At 71.7% G+C, this 16,612-nt stretch carries 17 protein-coding genes; 8 read left to right on the top strand and 9 right to left on the bottom strand.

Features of this window, described 5'->3' with window-relative positions; genetic code table 11:
* Window positions 1-2: 2 nt before the first annotated feature.
* The 6 genes from eccD to ACIA5G_RS19200 are packed head-to-tail and all read right to left on the bottom strand — an operon-like array spanning window position 3 to window position 5,415.
* Window positions 3-1,376, bottom strand: a complete 1,374-nt coding sequence (gene eccD / locus ACIA5G_RS19175) for a type VII secretion integral membrane protein EccD (RefSeq protein ID WP_395924777.1) — start codon at window positions 1,374-1,376, stop codon at window positions 3-5.
* Window positions 1,376-1,696 carry a YbaB/EbfC family nucleoid-associated protein gene (locus ACIA5G_RS19180; protein ID WP_395924779.1) on the bottom strand — a complete coding sequence of 107 codons (321 nt, stop codon included), beginning with the start codon at window positions 1,694-1,696 and terminating at the stop codon, window positions 1,376-1,378. The genes eccD and ACIA5G_RS19180 overlap by 1 nt, the downstream gene beginning before the upstream one ends.
* A complete protein-coding gene (locus ACIA5G_RS19185; RefSeq protein ID WP_395924781.1) occupies window positions 1,693-2,163 on the bottom strand; it encodes a hypothetical protein in 471 nt (156 codons plus the stop codon). The genes ACIA5G_RS19180 and ACIA5G_RS19185 overlap by 4 nt, the downstream gene beginning before the upstream one ends.
* Window positions 2,163-3,524: a WXG100 family type VII secretion target gene (locus tag ACIA5G_RS19190; RefSeq protein WP_395924783.1), complete on the bottom strand. Its 1,362-nt coding sequence runs from the start codon at window positions 3,522-3,524 to the stop codon at window positions 2,163-2,165. Before ACIA5G_RS19190 ends, ACIA5G_RS19185 begins: the two co-directional genes overlap by 1 nt.
* A 3-nt stretch (window positions 3,525-3,527) precedes the next feature.
* Entirely contained in the window at window positions 3,528-4,601 is a 1,074-nt protein-coding gene (locus ACIA5G_RS19195; protein ID WP_395924785.1) for a hypothetical protein, read from the bottom strand.
* Window positions 4,602-4,638: 37 nt separating this feature from the next.
* On the bottom strand, window positions 4,639-5,415 hold the full coding sequence (locus ACIA5G_RS19200; protein WP_395924787.1) for a WXG100 family type VII secretion target: 777 nt from the start codon (window positions 5,413-5,415) through the stop codon (window positions 4,639-4,641).
* A gap of 140 nt (window positions 5,416-5,555) precedes the next feature.
* On the opposite strand from ACIA5G_RS19200, the gene eccCa reads away from it, so the two are divergent.
* Entirely contained in the window at window positions 5,556-9,482 is a 3,927-nt protein-coding gene (gene eccCa / locus ACIA5G_RS19205; RefSeq protein ID WP_395924789.1) for a type VII secretion protein EccCa, read from the top strand.
* On the opposite strand, the gene ACIA5G_RS19210 is transcribed toward eccCa, so the two are convergent.
* Entirely contained in the window at window positions 9,483-9,788 is a 306-nt protein-coding gene (locus ACIA5G_RS19210) for a hypothetical protein (protein WP_395924791.1), read from the bottom strand.
* An 8-nt stretch (window positions 9,789-9,796) separates the two neighbouring features.
* Window positions 9,797-10,417, bottom strand: coding sequence for a DUF4190 domain-containing protein (locus ACIA5G_RS19215; RefSeq protein ID WP_395924793.1), 621 nt, complete (start codon window positions 10,415-10,417; stop codon window positions 9,797-9,799).
* A 180-nt stretch (window positions 10,418-10,597) separates the two neighbouring features.
* On the opposite strand from ACIA5G_RS19215, the gene ACIA5G_RS19220 reads away from it, so the two are divergent.
* Genes ACIA5G_RS19220 through ACIA5G_RS19230 form a run of 3 tightly spaced genes read left to right on the top strand, consistent with a single transcriptional unit; the run spans window position 10,598 to window position 12,276 of the window.
* The gene (locus ACIA5G_RS19220) at window positions 10,598-11,302 is read left to right on the top strand and encodes a S1 family peptidase (RefSeq protein ID WP_395924795.1); all 705 of its coding nucleotides are present in this window, start codon (window positions 10,598-10,600) and stop codon (window positions 11,300-11,302) included.
* 54 nt (window positions 11,303-11,356) lie between these two features.
* Window positions 11,357-11,800: a YdeI/OmpD-associated family protein gene (locus ACIA5G_RS19225; protein ID WP_395924797.1), complete on the top strand. Its 444-nt coding sequence runs from the start codon at window positions 11,357-11,359 to the stop codon at window positions 11,798-11,800.
* On the top strand, window positions 11,800-12,276 hold the full coding sequence (locus ACIA5G_RS19230) for a nucleotidyltransferase domain-containing protein (RefSeq protein WP_395924799.1): 477 nt from the start codon (window positions 11,800-11,802) through the stop codon (window positions 12,274-12,276). The genes ACIA5G_RS19225 and ACIA5G_RS19230 overlap by 1 nt, the downstream gene beginning before the upstream one ends.
* On the opposite strand, the gene ACIA5G_RS19235 is transcribed toward ACIA5G_RS19230, so the two are convergent.
* Window positions 12,273-13,736 (bottom strand): class I adenylate-forming enzyme family protein, encoded by a 1,464-nt coding sequence (locus tag ACIA5G_RS19235; RefSeq protein WP_395924801.1) that lies wholly within the window; start codon window positions 13,734-13,736, stop codon window positions 12,273-12,275. The two genes, ACIA5G_RS19230 and ACIA5G_RS19235, sit on opposite strands and share 4 nt — an antisense overlap.
* Window positions 13,737-14,130: 394 nt before the next feature.
* Here ACIA5G_RS19235 and ACIA5G_RS19240 point away from each other — a divergent pair, with 394 nt between their 5' ends.
* The 4 genes from ACIA5G_RS19240 to ACIA5G_RS19255 all read left to right on the top strand — a co-directional run bounded on the left by ACIA5G_RS19240 (window position 14,131) and on the right by ACIA5G_RS19255 (window position 16,585).
* Window positions 14,131-14,475 carry a WXG100 family type VII secretion target gene (locus tag ACIA5G_RS19240; protein WP_086856673.1) on the top strand — a complete coding sequence of 115 codons (345 nt, stop codon included), beginning with the start codon at window positions 14,131-14,133 and terminating at the stop codon, window positions 14,473-14,475.
* Between the two features lie 17 nt (window positions 14,476-14,492).
* Entirely contained in the window at window positions 14,493-14,795 is a 303-nt protein-coding gene (locus ACIA5G_RS19245; RefSeq protein ID WP_020644701.1) for a hypothetical protein, read from the top strand.
* Between the two features lie 105 nt (window positions 14,796-14,900).
* Complete coding sequence (locus ACIA5G_RS19250) at window positions 14,901-15,287, top strand: hypothetical protein (protein WP_395924804.1); 387 nt, start codon at window positions 14,901-14,903, stop codon at window positions 15,285-15,287.
* Window positions 15,284-16,585 carry a WXG100 family type VII secretion target gene (locus tag ACIA5G_RS19255; protein ID WP_395924806.1) on the top strand — a complete coding sequence of 434 codons (1,302 nt, stop codon included), beginning with the start codon at window positions 15,284-15,286 and terminating at the stop codon, window positions 16,583-16,585. Before ACIA5G_RS19250 ends, ACIA5G_RS19255 begins: the two co-directional genes overlap by 4 nt.
* The last annotated feature ends 27 nt before the right edge of the window (window positions 16,586-16,612 follow it).

A 16,612-nucleotide genomic window follows, 5' to 3' on the forward strand; every position in this document is an offset into this window, starting at 1 on the left:
CCTCAGCCGCGGACGGCTTCGTAAACCCCCGCGATCATGCCCACGAACGGGACCAGCGACAGCAGCACCAAGAACTCCGACACGTCCAAAAGCCGTGACCAGTAAGGGGAACGCAGCCCGCGCGCCACCCGCGTCGCGTACACCAGGCACACCGCCGCCGCCAGGACGACCGCGCAGCCGGCCGCGAAGATCGTCGTCCGCTCGCCCGAAGCCACCAGCCACACCCCGGCGGTCACCAGCCCGACGACGCCGAAGCCCACCAGCACCAGCCGTTGCGCCTTACGCGCGTACGACCTCGACCGCAGGATCCACGCGACCCCGAGCAACCCGGCCAGGCCCGCTTCCCACGGACCTCCCGACGAAAGCACGACGGAAGCGCCGAGCACCACCAAACCCAGGCCCACCAGCAAACCCGTCAGCACACCCTGCGCGTGCGACGTGCGGCCGTACATCTCCGTGCCCAATGACGGCTGTTCGTCCGCGCGGAACGCCTCCATGTCGTCCGGCACGCGCGGGAGGGGCAGGCGGGCCAGGCGCAGCGCCATCATCGGGGCCACCGCCGCCAGCGCCGTGCACACCACCGCAACGACCGCCGCCGCCGAGAGCGCGGTCACGCCGGCCAGCAGGACCACTCCCGCCGTCACCGCGCCGAAGCCGGCCGCGACGGTGATCGCCACGAACCACGGCAGGCGGTCGGCCACCGAGACTGCCGCGAGCACGCCGTACACCGTCACCGCGGCGAGGCCGGCGGCGAGCGGTCCCACCGACAACGAAAACAGCGGGTGCGGCGGCAGCACGGACATCCCGGCCAGCAGCGCGACACCGACGCCGGCCACCGCCCCGGCCGCGCCGGCTTCCGCGTCGCCATAGGCCCGGCTCAACGCGCCGCCGCCGAGCAGCAGCACCAGGGCCAGCAGGCCGGTGCCGACCGGGGCCAGCACGCTGCCGGACGCCGCCGCCTGCACCAGCAGCCCGCCGGCCAGCAGCAGCACGACCGCCGCGACCAGGCCGGACCGCCGCGCGACCGACGGGCCCCACCCGCCGGTCGAATCGGCGACGCTGGCGATCGAGTCGACGACGTCGTCGAACAGCAGCGGACCCCGCGGGCGTTCCCGCGGGGTCAGGTGGAGCACTTCGCCGTCCCGGATCTGGGCCGCGGCAACACTCAGGCCCAGGGCCAGTGGCGCGCCGCCGAGCCGGGAGAGCACCCAGCCGGGATGCTCGGCCGACGCCTGCCCGGCGGCCCCGGCCAGCCGGACCAGCTGCGGCACCAGCTCGGCGAACGTCGACTGCTGCGGCAGCGCGACGTCCACGCGGGCCCTCGGCGTGACCACCGTGACCCGGCGGGTCGTGCCCGTCAAAGACGCGGTTGTCATCAGACGTTCTTCGCGGCCGAGATCACCGGAGCGAACTTCGCGTTCGAAGCCTCGGCGAGCTTCGAGAGCCCCGCGTTCACCGCCTCCAACACGATCTCCGAGAGGTTTCGGGCGTCGTACTCGCGGATGGCACGGGGGTCGATGTCGATCGAGGTGAACCGGCCGTCCCCGCGGAGGGTGACGGTGACCTCGTTCTGCCGCGAGTGCGCCTTGATCTCCATCGCCTCGACCGTGCGCTGGATGCGCTGGACCTCTTCGGTCTGCTTGCGCACCTGAGCGAGCAGTTCGTCCATGTCCGGCACCGCGTACGGATCGGTCACTGTTGCATCCCTTCGTGCTGGCGGACGTGGACGCTGCCCACGAACCGCTGGAAACCGGGTGAGAGCCGCCGCGCGGTCGCGGGCGCGGCCGTGCAGGCGAGCTCGAGCACCAGCCGCTGGTCCGGCGCCGCGCCGGGAACGGTCAGGTGCACCTGGGTCTGGATCAGCTCGTCGCCTTCGCCGGTGCGCAGCCGCAGCAGCTGCATGACGCCGGGCGCGGCCGGGCCGCCGATGTCGCGGCGGCTCAGCACTTCGATCCCGGCCAGCGTAAGGGAAAGGCGTTCGACGGCTTCGGCGGCGATGGCGTCGATCGACGCCTCGTCCGGCCGCTGCTGCACGCTCACCGTGATGTTCGGGACGAACTCGTCGCCCGGCACCGGGTGCACGGCGACGAACACCGCGCCCGAGTCGCCCGGGTCGACGGCCGTCCAGCCGTCCGGGATGACGAAGTCGAGGGGAAGGGTCATCACAGCCCCACGTACGAAACGGCGTCGTCCCAAGCGGATCCGACGGCGTCGGCCGCGTCGTGCGCCGCGCTCCCGACGGCGTCGACCGCCGCCCCGCCGTACTCGCCGATGGTGTGCCCGAGCTTCGGCAGGTCGATGTCGATCTTCGCGCCGACCCCGGCGCCGAAGCCGAGCGCGGCGCCGGCCTTGAAGTTGACCTTGAGGTGCCCGGCGTCGTAGACGGCCTGGGCGTCGAGCTGCGCGCCGATGCCGTACTGCAGCGTGCCGTTCGCGCCGACGCCGATGCCCGCAACGTCCGCGGCGACCTCACCCTCGATCTTGCCGCCGGCGAAGACGTTCGCGTGCGCGCCCACGCCGTGCGCACCGATCGTGCCGGACGCGCTCGCCTCACCGCCGGCGAACACCGTGCCCTTGGCGTGCGCCGAAGAGACGCCCCAGTCGCCCTTGAGCTCGCCCTCTTCCTTCACCGCGGCCAGCTCGGTGTGCCCGGACGCGCCGACGTCCCAGCCCTTCGATGTGATCTTCCCGTCGTACTCCGGGGTGAGCCCGTCCTGCTCCTGCTTGAACTTGTAGTAAGTGATCTCGGTGTTGTTGCCCAGCTTGTCCTTGAGGCCCTCGGGTTTCGGCTGCCCGAACGGCGTGTCCGCCTTCTTCGGCGCGCGGGTGCCCTCCAGGCCGTCCCAGGTGAGCTTCTTCCAGCCCGAGTTCTTGAACCACGACGGCGCGTCCCGTGGCCGCTTGCGCCCGTCGAGCGGGCTGCCGTTGAGCCAGCCGAGCGGGCCCGCGGTCTTCTTGCCCAGCTTGTGTTCCAGCCGCTGGGTGCCCTCGGGCGGGAACAGCTCGGCGAGCGCTTCGGAGAACTCGTCGACCACCTGGCGGGCGGCCTGCACACTTTGTTCGCCGAGCTGCCGCGCGGCCTGGATGAACGCGCCGACCGAAGCGGAGTTCACCGCACGGGCCTGCGCGGTCAGCTGCTGGGCGTACTGGTCGAACTGCGCGAGGACCGAGTCGACCGCGGCCTTCGCCGACTGCACCAGCTGGGACGCCGTCGCGAGCCGTTTCGCCTGGTCGTCAAGCTTCGTGGCGGCGTCGGTCAGTTCCTTGCCGAGCTCGCCGGCCGCCGTCGCGAACGCGGTGTAGGCGTCGCCGTCCCAGTCCGCGTGCAACGTCTTCGCGGAGTCGTCGATTTCGCGGGCCTTGCCGGAAACCGTCGAAGCCTGGGTCGCGACCCGCTGCGATGCGGCACTGAGCGCACCGGGATCCCCGGTGACGCGTCTCTGGCATTCGACCAGGACCTGCCGGTAGCCGGACAGCACGGAGCTGACCACCCCCGACGCGTCGACGACCCCCGAGCCCCACATCGGCTAGTTCCCCGCCGCGTCGTAACCGACGTGCTGGCTGAAGTGCTTGCCGTTGTAGTCCAGGTTGATGTCGAGGTCGAAGTCCTGGCCACCCGGAGCCTCCACAGTGGACTCACCGGTGGTGAGGTTGGTGTGGATGGTGACCTCGTTCGCGCCGCCGATCGCGCCCGCGCCGCCGGTGACCGGAGCGGGCTGCGTGACCGGGGCAGGCTGCGTCGGCACGGTGGTGCCGTTCTGCTGGCCCGGGTTCACCGCGATCCAGCTGTTCGACGGGTCGAGCGGGGTGCCGTTGCCGGTCACCGGCACCCCACCGGCGCCGGTCCCGCTGGAACCGCCGCCGGTGGCGAGCGCGGGCGGGGTGTAGTCGGTGAACGAAGGCTGCTGCGGGATCCCCCCGCCGCTCCCGCCCGCCACCGCCTGCTGCCCGGCCGGACTCGCCACCGACGACGGGGCCTGCGGCGCCGTCACCGGGGTGTTCCCGATCGACGGCGTCGTCGCGCCCGCGCTGCCGGAGTCGTGGTGGAAGAGCTTCTCGATCGCGCCGATCACCTGGGCGAGCTGGGTGATCTGCTGCGCGAGGTCGCCGGCGCCGAGCGCCTTGAGCAGCGCGCCGATCGAGGTGATGAACGCCCGCAGCGACGCGCTCGTCGCGGTCGACAAAGCGACCGCCGCGCCGTAGGTCCACGGGTTCGACATCAGCGAGGCGACCGTCGGGTTCACCGCGGCCACCACCGAGCGGTAGGCCTGCTGCGCGGTCTTGATCAGGGTGCCGGAGATGCCGAGCAGCTCGGCGCCCTTCTGGACGACATTGATGATCGTCTCGAGCTGCTTCAGGGAGTCGCCGATCTTCTTCAGCGCCGACTCGCTCGCCGCGCCCGACCAGATCTTGCCGAGCTGGTCGGCGGCCTTGGACAGCTCGGTGTACATGCTCAGGAACTGCTCGGCCTTCTTCACCAGGTCGAGCACGTGCTGGGCGATCTGCTCCGGCTGGCCGGTGACGATCTGCGGCAGGATGGTGATCGGCCCGCCCGAGGACGCGGTCGCGTCCATCGCGCTGGAGTTCGGGAAAGTCAGCATCGGACGACCTCTCAGAGTTTCAAGGGGCGGCGGACGATCAGACGACGGACGCGGGCCGGTACACGCTGACCTTCGCCAGCCCGCTGATGCGGGCGTCGAGGAGCCCGTGGTTGTACAGGTGGCCGCCGTCGCCGGCAACGCCGATGACCGGTTGGCGGTCGGAGAACAGCAGCGGCTCCACGACCACGACGTCACCGCTGTGCACCCCGCCGGGAACGTCGGAGAAGCCGCGCGCGGTCCCGGCGTAGACCTCGATCAGCCCGACCCGCGCCTGGTTGTCGGCGTCGCCGGCGAGCCAGTCGTTGAAGTCGGCGACACCCTGGAAGCGGGCGTCGGTGATCGGGTGGTCGCCGAGCTTGCCGAAGCTCGCGTCGCCGAGGTAGCGCAGCACGTTCCCGACCGACGACGGCTCGCCGTGGGCGCCCGCGCTGTCGTTGATGGCCACGGTGGCCAGCTCGGAGGCGTGCGAGCTCCCCCAGATCGACGACGCGGACGTCGCCGACCCGTTGCCCGAGCCCCCGCCGTAGCCGGCGGCGGCGTCCTGGTCGGCCGCCTGGTAGGCGTCGGCGCTGGCCTTGACGAGCCCGTTGACCTGCTGCAGCAGCTGCAGGAGCGTCCGGACGGCGGTGACCTGGCTGGAGTGCAGGGCGGCGTTCGCGGCGGCGACGGCGCTGCCGAAGCCCGCGAACGACGTCGGCTGCACGATGAGCCGCTCGAGGTCGCCGACGGCGTTGATGCCGTGGGCGATGATGCCGCCGACGTTGCCGACGGCAGAGCGCATCGCCTCGGGCTCAGCCCGGTACTCGCCGGCCATGGCTCTCCTTCCGCGGGTGGCTGCTCGGCAGAGCGTAAGTTCGGCCCCGGAAGCGGGCGGACGGCAAAAGTACCCACCGCGGCCCGTCGGCAAGTGGCCAAAATACCGGTTGGAAGCACCCCGATCTGGAGCCCAGCCGCATGAGTCTCACGCCAGAGCGCCCGTCCGAGATCGTGCTGCAGTCCCCGCCGATGCTCCCGAAGAGCTCGTCCGGCGGGATGATGCAGCTGATGATGTTCCTGCCGATGATGCTCGGCATGGGCGCGATGTCGTTCGTCTACATCGGACGCGACGGCGGGGTGATGACCTACATCTTCGGCGCGTTGTTCATCTGCGCCATGGGCGGCATGGTGGTGATGTCGCTCGGCCGCGGCGGCATGGCGAAGAAGGCGCAGATCAACGACGAGCGCCGTGACTACCAGCGCTACCTCTCCGGGCTGCGCGCCCAGGTGCGCGACATCGCCGACGGCCAGCGCGCGGCCATGATCGCCGTCCAGCCCGACCCGGCCGACCTGTGGGCCTACGTCGAGAGCGGGAAGCTGTGGGACCGCCGGCGCACGGACTCGCAGTTCGCGCAGGTCCGCGCGGGCACCGGGCCGCAGCGGCTCGCGACGCCGTTGAAGGCGCCGCAGACGGTGCCGCTGGAGGACCTGGACCCGGTGTCCTCCACCAGCCTCAAGTACTTCATCCGCACCTACTCGACGGTGGACGGCCTGCCGGTGGCGTTGTCGCTGCGCTCGTTCGCCGCGGTCACCGTGGCCGGACGGCGCCCGGCCGTGCTCGGCCTGGTGCGAGCGCTGGTGTGCCAGCTCGTCACCTTCCACTCCCCCGCCGACCTGCGGGTCGCGCTGTGCGTGCCGGCGGACCGGCAGCACGACTGGGAATGGGCGAAGTGGCTGCCGCACGCGACGGCGGCCGGCGCGACCGACGCCGTCGGCTCCCGGCGCCTGGCCGCCGACTCGGCGGCCGGGCTGGCCGAGCTGCTCGGCCCGGACCTCGGCGAACGCCCCGCGTTCAGCCGCCGCGCGGCGGCCGAGCTCGACCTCCCGCACCTGGTGGTCGTCGTCGACGGCGGCAACGCCCACGGCGAGCCCCGGCTGATCGGCGAGGACGGCCGGCTCGGCGTCACGGTGATCGAGATCGGGCAGGAGCACCCGCGGACGTATTCGACCGAGCGGTTGCTGAGCCTGCACACCGCGACGGACTCCCTCGGCATGGTCGTCGGCGACGCGACCGAGCAGCGGCTCGGGTTCCTCGGCCGGCCCGACGTCCTCGACCGCGGCGCCGCGGAAGCGCTGGCCCGGATGCTGACGCCGTTGCACACCGCCGCGGCCGTCGTCGGCGAGGCGCCGATGTCGGCGACCTTCGGGCTGTCCGGCCTGCTCGGCATCGGCGATCCGCGCGACACCGACACCGCCGTCACCTGGGCGCCCCGCCCGGCCCGCGACCGGCTGCGGATCCCGCTGGGCGTCAACCCGGAAGGCCGGCCGGTGGAGCTGGACCTCAAGGAGTCGGCCGAAGGCGGGATGGGGCCGCACGGCCTGGTCATCGGCGCGACCGGGTCCGGCAAGAGCGAGCTGCTGCGGACGCTGGTGACGGCGCTGGCCGTGATGCACTCGTCGGAGACGCTGAACCTGGCGCTGATCGACTTCAAGGGCGGCGCGACCTTCGCCGGGATGACCGGGCTGCCGCACACCTGCGCCGTCATCACGAACCTGTCCGACGACCTCGCGCTGGTCGACCGCATGGCCGACGCACTCAACGGCGAGCTGCTGCGGCGCCAGGAGCTGCTGCACGCGGCCGGGAACTACGCGTCGGTGCGCGACTACGAGAAGGCCCGCGCGGACGGCACCCCGCTCGACCCGCTGCCGTCGCTGCTGGTGATCATCGACGAGTTCAGCGAACTGCTGTCCGCGCGCCCGGAGTTCATCGACCTGTTCGTCGCGATCGGCCGGCTCGGGCGGTCCCTCGGCATCCACCTGCTGCTGGCGTCCCAGCGGCTCGAAGAGGGACGCCTGCGCGGGCTGGACTCGCACCTGTCCTACCGCGTCGGCCTGCGGACGTTCTCCGCGGCGGAAAGCCGCGCGGTGCTCGGCGTCGCCGACGCGTACCACCTGCCGCCGGTGCCGGGGTCGGCGTACCTGAAGGCCGACACCGACACGCTGATCCGGCTCAAGGCGGCCTATGTCTCCGGTGAGCTGCCGCCGCGCAGCACGGTCGTGCGCGAGGACGGGCAGGAGCTGGGCGTCCTGCCGTTCTCGCTGGCGCCCGTCGAAATCCCGGTGACGACCGAGATCGAGGACGCGCCGAAAGCGGACGGCACCGGCGAGACGATCATCCACGCGATGCTCTCGCGGCTGGACGGCAAGGGCCCGGCCGCGCACCAGATCTGGCTGCCGCCGCTGAACGAGCCGCCGACGCTGGACCAGCTGCTGCCGCCGCTGGGCGAGGACGCCGCGCGTGGCCTGTGCCCGCTCGGCTGGGGCGGCAACGGCAAGCTGACGATCCCGGTCGCGCTGGTGGACAAGCCGTTCGAACAGCGTCGCGACATGCTGTGGGCCGACTTCTCCGGCGCGGGCGGGCACGCGCTGATCGTCGGCGCCCCGCAGACCGGCAAGTCGACGCTGATGAAGGACATCGCGGGCATGCTCGCGCTGACCCACACCCCGGCCGAGGTGCAGCTGTTCGTGCTGGACATGGGTGGTGGCGCGCTGGCCCCGATCGCCGGGCTGCCGCACACATCCGGCTACGCCACCCGCCGTGACGCGCAGCGCTGCCGCCGGGTCGTCGCCGAGCTGACGACGTTGCTCGAACAGCGCGAGGAGTTCTTCTCCGCCAACGGGATCGAGTCGATCACGACGTTCCGCCAGCGGCGTGCGGAGTTCACCGAGAGCACCGACGGCCGCGAGTTCGGCGACGTGTTCCTGTTCGTGGACAACTGGACCACGATCCGGCAGGAGTACGAGCAGCTGGAGGAGCAGATCACCGGGCTGGCCGCGCGCGGGCTCGGGTTCGGCATCCACGTGATCGTCTCGCTCAACCAGTGGATCGGCGTCCGCGCGCAGCTGCGTGACGCGATCGGCACGCGGTTCGAGCTGCGCCTCGGTGACCCGATGGACTCCTCCATCGACCGCAAGGTCGCGGTGAACGTCCCCGCCGATCGGCCCGGCCGCGGCATCACCGCGGAGAAGCTGCACTTCCTCGCGGCACTCCCCCGCATCGACGGCGACCAGCGCCCGGAGACGATCGGCTCCGGCGGGGTCGACCTGACACGCCGGATTTCCGAGGCCTGGAAGGGACCTCGCGCACCGCAGGTCCGGTTGCTGCCGCCGGAGGTCCCGCTGGACACGCTGGCCGCGGGCCCTGGCAAGCAGGTCACCTTGGGCATCGCGGAGTCGACGTTGCGCCCGGTGTACCTGGACTTCGCGGCGGACCCGCACTTCGTGGCCTTCGGCGACGTCGAGTCCGGCAAGAGTTCCCTGCTGCGCGCGATCGCCCAGGGCATCACGAAGGCGTACACACCGGAGGAAGCGGCGATCATCGTCGCGGACTACCGCCGCGGCCTGCTCGGCGCGGTATCCGATGCGCACCTGCTGGGCTACGCGGGTGCCGAGGGCAAGCTGACGGACCTGATCGGCGAGTGCGCCACGGCGATGCGCAACCGCCTGCCGGGCCCGTCGGTGACCCCGGAGCAGCTGCGCAACCGCTCGTGGTGGCGCGGACCGGAGCTGTTCGTCCTGGTGGACGACTACGAACTGGTGGCGACGGTCGGGCGGAACCCGTTGCAGCCGTTGCTGGAGTTCCTCCCGCAGGCCCGCGACATCGGCTTGCACGTGATCATCGTCCGCGGCTCGGGTGGCGCCGGGCGGGCGCTGTTCGAGCCGGTGCTGCAGCGGTTGCGGGAGCTGGGGTCGCCGGGGCTGATCATGTCGGGGACCAAGGACGAGGGTGCGCTGCTGGCGGACGTGAAGCCGTCACCGCAGCCGCCGGGCCGCGGGACGCTGGTTTCGCGGCGGCACGGGACCGGGCTGGTCCAGGTGGCGTGGACCAAGCCGGTGGAGAGCTGATCAGCCGCGCGCCAGGTCCCTGAGCTCACCGACGGACTTCCGCACCGCGGCGCCGTCCGGGCCCGGGAACTCGGCCGCCACGGCCGGCGGCAGCGGGCCGAGGACGAGGTCGAGCACCTCCTGCCGCTGTTCGGGCGTGACGGCGCCGAGGTCGAAGGTGCGGAAGCCGTGGACCGACGCCGCGTGCAGCTGCTCCGCCAGTTCGCGGTCGGTGACCGCCGCGGCGAGGTGGTCCACGACCCGGTAGTAGACGCCGCTGGACGCGGACCACATCCGCCCGTCCGGCAGCAAGATGTTCCCTGACACGGCTCTCCTCAGCGCGCCGGCGCGGTCATGTCGGCGGCAAAGCGGTAGTAACAAACCGCCCGATGCCGGCCTTCGTTCCAGTTGTCCGTCGTCGGTGTCACGACCTGGACGCGGACACCCGGGATCGGGCGAGCGTCGGCTTCGCACCGGGCCAGGGTGCGGTGGTACACCTCGACGATGTCCGGCATCGGGCCGTTCTCCAGCGGGAGCACCTCGAACGCCTCGCCGGTGTGCGTCTCGGTGCACGACCGCCGGACCACGTCGATGTTGCCCGAAACCGGCGGGGACCAGAAGCAGTCGCCCGCGGTGAGGTCCAGCCCGTGCGCCACGTTCTCGGGCAGCCGATCCTGACGGGACTGCTGCCACCACGCCGTCCCGGTGGCGGCCTGGTACGCGACCACACCCGCCCAGCCGGCGAAGGCCACCAGCCCGCAGATCACCAGGACCCGGCCCCGCTGCCCGCGCTTCCGGATCTGGACCAGCGCGACCACGGCGAACACCGGGGCGAGCAACCCGCCGAGCAGACCCGACACGAGCGTCACGATCGCGAAGCGGTTGACCGGCTGCTGGCGTCGTTCGGACCGCATCAGCTCGTCGAAGAGCTCAGGATCGTGCTGCGGCGCTGACATGGTTCCCCCTCGTGCCCGAACGGGAACCTTAACTCGCGTGGATCACCGAGCCGATCGTCGGTCACGGTCGGCAAGTTACCGACTTCGGTAGGTTCCGAAAAACCTCCCACGGAACTTACTTTGTGCTCGTCGCCCGAATTCGGGACGGACATCCGGATCACCTGGCCGAAGGGCATTTTCATGCGAATGTCGAGGGCTGTTGCCGCGGTCGGAGCGGCCGCCGCGGCGCTGAGCCTGGTCTCAGCGGGGGTTGCGGACGCCCAGGAGGACATCATCGGCGGGAGCACCGTCTCCTCCGCGCCGTGGGGCGCCCAGATCTACTGGAACAACGTCACCACCTACGGCGGTTTCGAGTGCTCGGGCACGATCATCGCCCCGCAGTGGGTGCTCACCGCCCAGCACTGCCTGAACGCGCCGGGCATGCACGTCAAGGTCGGCAACGTGACGCTCCAGCAGGGCACGAACGCCAACGTCGACCAGCAGAAGGCCTCGCCCAACGGCGACATCGCGCTGCTGCACCTGACCACCGCGGTGAACACGACGTTCATGAAGCTCGGCACCGGCAACCCGCCGTCCGGCTCCACCAACCAGATCTACGGCTGGGGCCGCACGCAGGGCACCAGTCCGCCGTCGAGCACCCTCAAGACCGCCAACGTCCGCGTCACCGGCACCAGCACGGACGCGTTCGGCGGCACGGCCATCGCCAGCGTCGGGGTCAACGGCGCGGCGTGGCACGGCGACTCGGGTGGCCCGGAGCTCTACAACGGCGTCCAGGTCGGCGTCTGCTCCACGGGCAACAACTCCGGCTCGAACCCGCAGGGCACGCAGAACTACGCGAGCATCGCGTCGAGCCGCAGCTGGATCCGCACCACGGCCGGCGTCTGACGGCCCGTGCCGGCCTCTCCGCCCGGGAGGCCGGCACGCGGCATACTCGCGGCCATGAAGTTCCGCACGCAGGTGCTGCTCGGCGGCAAGACCGCGACCGGCCTGCCGGTGCCCGCCGACGTCGTCGAGGCACTGGGGTCCGGCAAGAAGCCCGCGGTCACCGTCACCTTGGGCGGCCACAGCTACCGCACCACCGTCGCCAGCCGTGGCGGGCAGTTCCTCGTGCCGCTCAGCGCCGAGAACCGCGAGCAGGCCGGGGTCGCCGCCGGGGACGACGTCGAGGTCGAGATCACCCTCGACACGGCGCCGCGCGAACTGGAGATCCCGCCCGATCTCGCCGAGGCGCTCGCAGCCGATGAAGAGGCTCGAACCCGGTTCGAAACCCTGTCCTACAGCGCAAAACAGCGGTTCGTGCTGCCGATCGGGCAGGCGAAGACCGAGGAGACCCGGAAGCGGCGGGTGGCCAAGGTGATCACGGACCTGCGCGCCGGCAAGTGATGGACGCCCGCACGGTCCTGCGGGTGCTCGCCGCCCTGGCCGGGGCCGAGGTGTGGCTGGCCGGCGGCTGGGGCATCGACGCCCTCCTGGGCCGGCAGACCCGCGAACACCGCGACCTCGACCTGCTGCACCGCCTCGAGCAGGAATCCGATGTCCTGATGCGACTCGACGCGCTCGGCTACCGCGAAACCCTTGACCTGCGCCCGGTCCGGTTCGTCGTCTCCGACGGCACCACCGAGCTGGACCTGCACCCGCTGGTCTTCGCCGAAGACGGCTCAGCCGTCCAAGCCGCTCCCGAAGGGACTTTCCCTTACCCGGCGGACTGTTTTGTCCACGGGCACGTCGACGGCGTCGAAGTGCCGTGCGTGTCCGTGGCCCAGCAAGTCTTCTTCCACCAGGGGTACCCCCCGCAGCCGCACGACCTCGCGGACATGCGCCACCTCCGCGAGGCCTTCGGGGTGCACACCCACTTCTAGTCCACGACGGACGCCCGCAGCGCCGCCTTGTCCGGCTTCCCGGACGGCGCGACGGGCACCGACGAAACCACGCTGAAGCGCGCCGGCACCGCGGCCTCCCCCAGCTCGGCCGCCACCGCCTTGCGCACTTCGTCCAGATCCGGTGAGTGCCCCGGAACCGGCACCACGAAGGCGACCGCGGCCTCGCCGGTCTGCAGGTCCGGCACCGCCACGACGTACGCCTGGTCGACGTCCGGGTGCGCGGCGATCGCCTGCTCGATCGGGCCGGTGTAGTGGATGATCGCATTGACGATCACCACGTCGCGCGCGCGGCCGGACAGGTGCAGGTACCCCTCGGCGTCGAGGTGCCCGAGGTCCTGGGTGCGCACCCAGCCGTCCTGCCGCACCTCGGCCGTGGTCACCTCGTCGTGCCAGTAGCCCGCGAACGCCGACGGCGTCCGGACCCAGATCTCGCCTTCCGTCCCGGCCGGCACCGGCGCCCCTTCGGGGCCGCGGACCTCGATCTCGACGGTGTCACACGCTTTCCCGACGGACCCGGGTCCCTCGGCCGCCCGGGAGATCGTCAGCATCCCGGTCTCGGTCTGCCCGTAGGCGTGGTGCATCGCGGGCCCGATCAGCTCGGCCGCCTCGGCCAGCTTGTGCGGCGGCACCGGCGAGCCGGCCACGATCAGCGTCCGGAGATCACTCAGGTCGACGTCCTCGGCGCGCAGCACGTCCAGGACCTGGTGCAGGCGTGGCACGGTCATCAGCGCCGCGGTCACCTTCAGCCGCGGTAGTACCCACGGGAAGTCCGGCAGCTCCGCCGGGATCACCGCCGTCCCGCCGGCGAACAGGCACAGTGCCAGCTGTTCGAGCATCACCGCGCTGGTGAGCGTGCCGAACAGCAGGAACCGCCCGAACCCCGCGCCGAGCCGTTCGTGGGCCGAGCCGGGCACCGGGGCCTGCCACACCCGGGCCTCGCTCAGAGCGCGGTAGCTGAAGGCGACCCCCTTGGGGACGCCGGTGCTGCCGCTGGTGAACACGACCGTCGCGATGTCGTCCGGCCGCCCGCACGGCACGGGTTCTTCGTAGGCCCCCAGCAGGTCCGGCCCGATCCGCAGGATCAGCGCCCCGGCGACGGTGCCGAGCAGCTCCGGCGACTCCGAAGCCTCGTCGACGACCAGCGCCCGGACGTCGCCGACGACGTGCCGCAGCTGCGGCACCGGCAGGCCCGCGCGCACCCCGACGACCCGGCAGCCGAGCACCTGCGCGGCGATGATCGCCGCAAAACCCTCCGCGGTGACGGCGGTGGCGATGCCGACGCCGTCACCCGGCCCCAGCCCGGCCGCCCGCAGGCCCGCGGTGAGCCGGCCGATCAGCTCCCGCAGCTCGCCGCGTGACGTGACGCGCGAGCCGTGTTCGAACGCGGGAACCTCCGGGGCGCGCCCCAGCTCGTCCAGCAGTGCCTGCGGGTGGATCATCTCGGGCCGCCTTCCGTCCGGGGCTCCCGGTCTACCGGGCGGATCTCAGAATTTCGGCAGAGGAACCGGCCGGGGTGTTGACCACCGTGCGATCATCAACCGTCGACGCCGCGCACGGCACCCCCGGTCACCCCCGGCGAGCGGTGCCGCGGCCGGCGCGTGACCAGCGGATTTCCCTTGTCCGCCAGGGCTTACCGCCGGGCTGGGACCGCGTCGGCGGGCACTGGAGCGCGCCCCCGTCCGGAGGCGGGACCACCCCTGTGGGTATAAGTGCCGTCAGTGCGACCGGCAGTTGTGCCGTTTGACCACACCATGCTCTTTCCTAGCGTGAGTTTCACACCGCGGCGGACCGCCGCGCCAGGGGAATTCGCTTCAGGAAGGAGGTGGCCCGTCGATGTCCAGTCCGGGATTCCAGGCAGATTCCGCTGCCATGACGCGCGCCGTCCAGGGTTTCGAGGAAACCGCGACGAACGCCAAGTCCACGATGGCCAGCTTGGAGTCCGAGCTGACCGAGGCGCTGCGCAACTACAAGGGTGACCAGGCTGTTGCGTTCTGGGACCTGCAGCGCCGGCTCCAGGAGAAGATGACGGTGGCGGTGAAGGAGCTCGACACCATGTCGCAGCTCGTGCACACCAGCCACCAGAACTACGGCCGCGGCGACGCCGACGTCCACCAGAGCTTCCAGGGGGTCGGCAACTCCCTCGAGGGCTCGGGCGTGATCCCCCGCCTCAACCCCTGACCCGAGAGGACGTACCGATGGCCGACGTCGTCGAAATCAACTTCGCCGCGCTGCAGCACAGCTCGGCGTCCCTGGCCGCCAAGGCCAAGGCACTCACCTCGCAGCTGGAGCAGCTGCACCAGAACCTCCAGCCCATCACCGCGACCTGGTACGCCTCCGGCAGCTCCGCCGGTGACGCCGCTCGCCAGTCGGAGACCCGGCTGCGCCAGGCCACCGCGGACATCGTCGCCATCATCGCGCAGTTCGGCGGCAAGGTCGGCGAGGCCCACGACCTCCAGCAGAGCCTGGAGAACCGCAACCAGGGGCTGTTCGCGGGCTGATCCGCGCCCAGACGTCGGTCGGCCGGTGCGGGAAACCCCCCGCTCGCACCGGCCGACCGGCTTTCCTCCGTACCTGAGAAAGTGCGACCAGAGAGCCGGGACCCGATGCACGACCAGTCGTACTACGTCCACCTGGAATCGCTGAAGGACTTCGTGCGGGAGCTGGAGACCCAGATCCACGCGATGTCCAAACCGAACGACTTCCTGCTCACCCTCGGCCAGGAACCGCTGCTGTTCGGCGAGTTCGGCGAGGCCGGGTCGCTGGCCGACGCCCACCGGGCCGCGGTCTCGGAGATGCAGGGCCTGCTCGACCAGGTCCGCAGCGCGATCGGGTTCGCGCAGGACGTCACCACCACGGTCGCCGACGGTTACCAGAACGCCGACCAGTCGGTGGCCGGCGACCTGCACAGCTCGGGCGCGGTCACCGGCCTGCTCGACCCGGTGCTCGGCCTGCTGGGACTCGGTGACTCGGACGGGAGCCGCAAGGGATGACGAACACCGCGCACACCAACTTCGCCGCGTACAGCCACCAGCAGCTCTACGCGATGCTCCAGGCCGGCGACCCGAACAGCGCGCGGCACGCCGCCGACAAGTGGAAGTCCGCCGCGCTGCACCTGCACGAGCAGTCCCACAACCTGAACTCCGAGCTGACCGAGTTCAAGGACGAGTGGACCGGCGGCGCGGCCGACCAGTACCAGCGGATGATCGTCGACCTGGCGAACGGCATCTCCAAGGTGGCGCAGACCGCCGAGGCGATGAACGTGATGCTCGACGACGCCGCCGACGCGCTGGTCAAGGCCAAGAAGGAGATGCCGCCGCCGGTGTCGGTGCCGGACGTCTCGCCCGCCGACGTCGCGCTCGCGGTGAACCCGCCGCTGCTGCCGCCGGACGCCTCGCCCGCCGTGATGCAGGCCGCCGCGCAGCAGCGCCAGCAGGCCATCACCAACGTCGAGGCGCAGCAGGCCGCCGCCAACGCCGCGGGATCCGCGCACGGCAAGGCGATCGTCGTGATGACCGAGCTGGCCGGCCAGTACACCACCGCCGAGGACTCGATCCCGGCTTCGCCGAACGCCGTGCAGACGCCGACCACCCCGCCCGCGGGCGGCGGCGCGGGAACCGCGGGTTCGCCCGGGCTCGTCGGCAACGGCGTCACCGATCCCGGTGTGGTCGTCACCCCGGCCGACGGGCACCCGCTGCCGTCGACGGGCACACCGCAGCAGCCGGGGACGACCGTGCCGACGTCCAACCCGCTGTTCGGCGACATGTTCACCGCCGGGCTGGCCGCGGCCTCGGCCGCCGCGTTCGGCCGGTTCGGCTCGATCATGCCGAAGGTGCCGTCGTGGGCCACCGGCAAGGATCCCAAGGACGGCAAGGAAGAAGAGCCCGGCACGAAGCTCGGCGGTGGCGGCGCGGGGGTCGAAGGCGGCGCCGGCGGCGGCATCCCGATCGGTGGGGGTGACGCACCGTCGATCGGCGGCGGCGTTCCCGGCGGGATCGGCGGCATCGGCGGGGGCGGCGACGGTCCGGCGGCCCACTCCGGCCTGGCCGGCGACGGCGGCGCGGGCAACGCCCTGTCCGGGCTCGCCGGCGGTGCGGCCGGGGCCGCGGGCGCGGCGGCCGCCAAGGGCGCGATGCCGATGATGCCCATGATGCCGATGGGCATGGGCGGCGGCGGGGACATGGGGTCCGGGCGCCGGATCCCGGCGTGGCTCGTGGAGACGGAGAACGTCTGGGGCCAGTCCGCCCCGGTCGCGCCGCCGGTGATCGGCGAAGAGCCGGAAGCCTACTGATCACACGCTGACTCATCGAGAATGGAG

Source organism: Amycolatopsis sp. NPDC051758, assembly GCF_044453095.1.
Taxonomy (GTDB): Bacteria; Actinomycetota; Actinomycetes; order Mycobacteriales; family Pseudonocardiaceae; genus Amycolatopsis.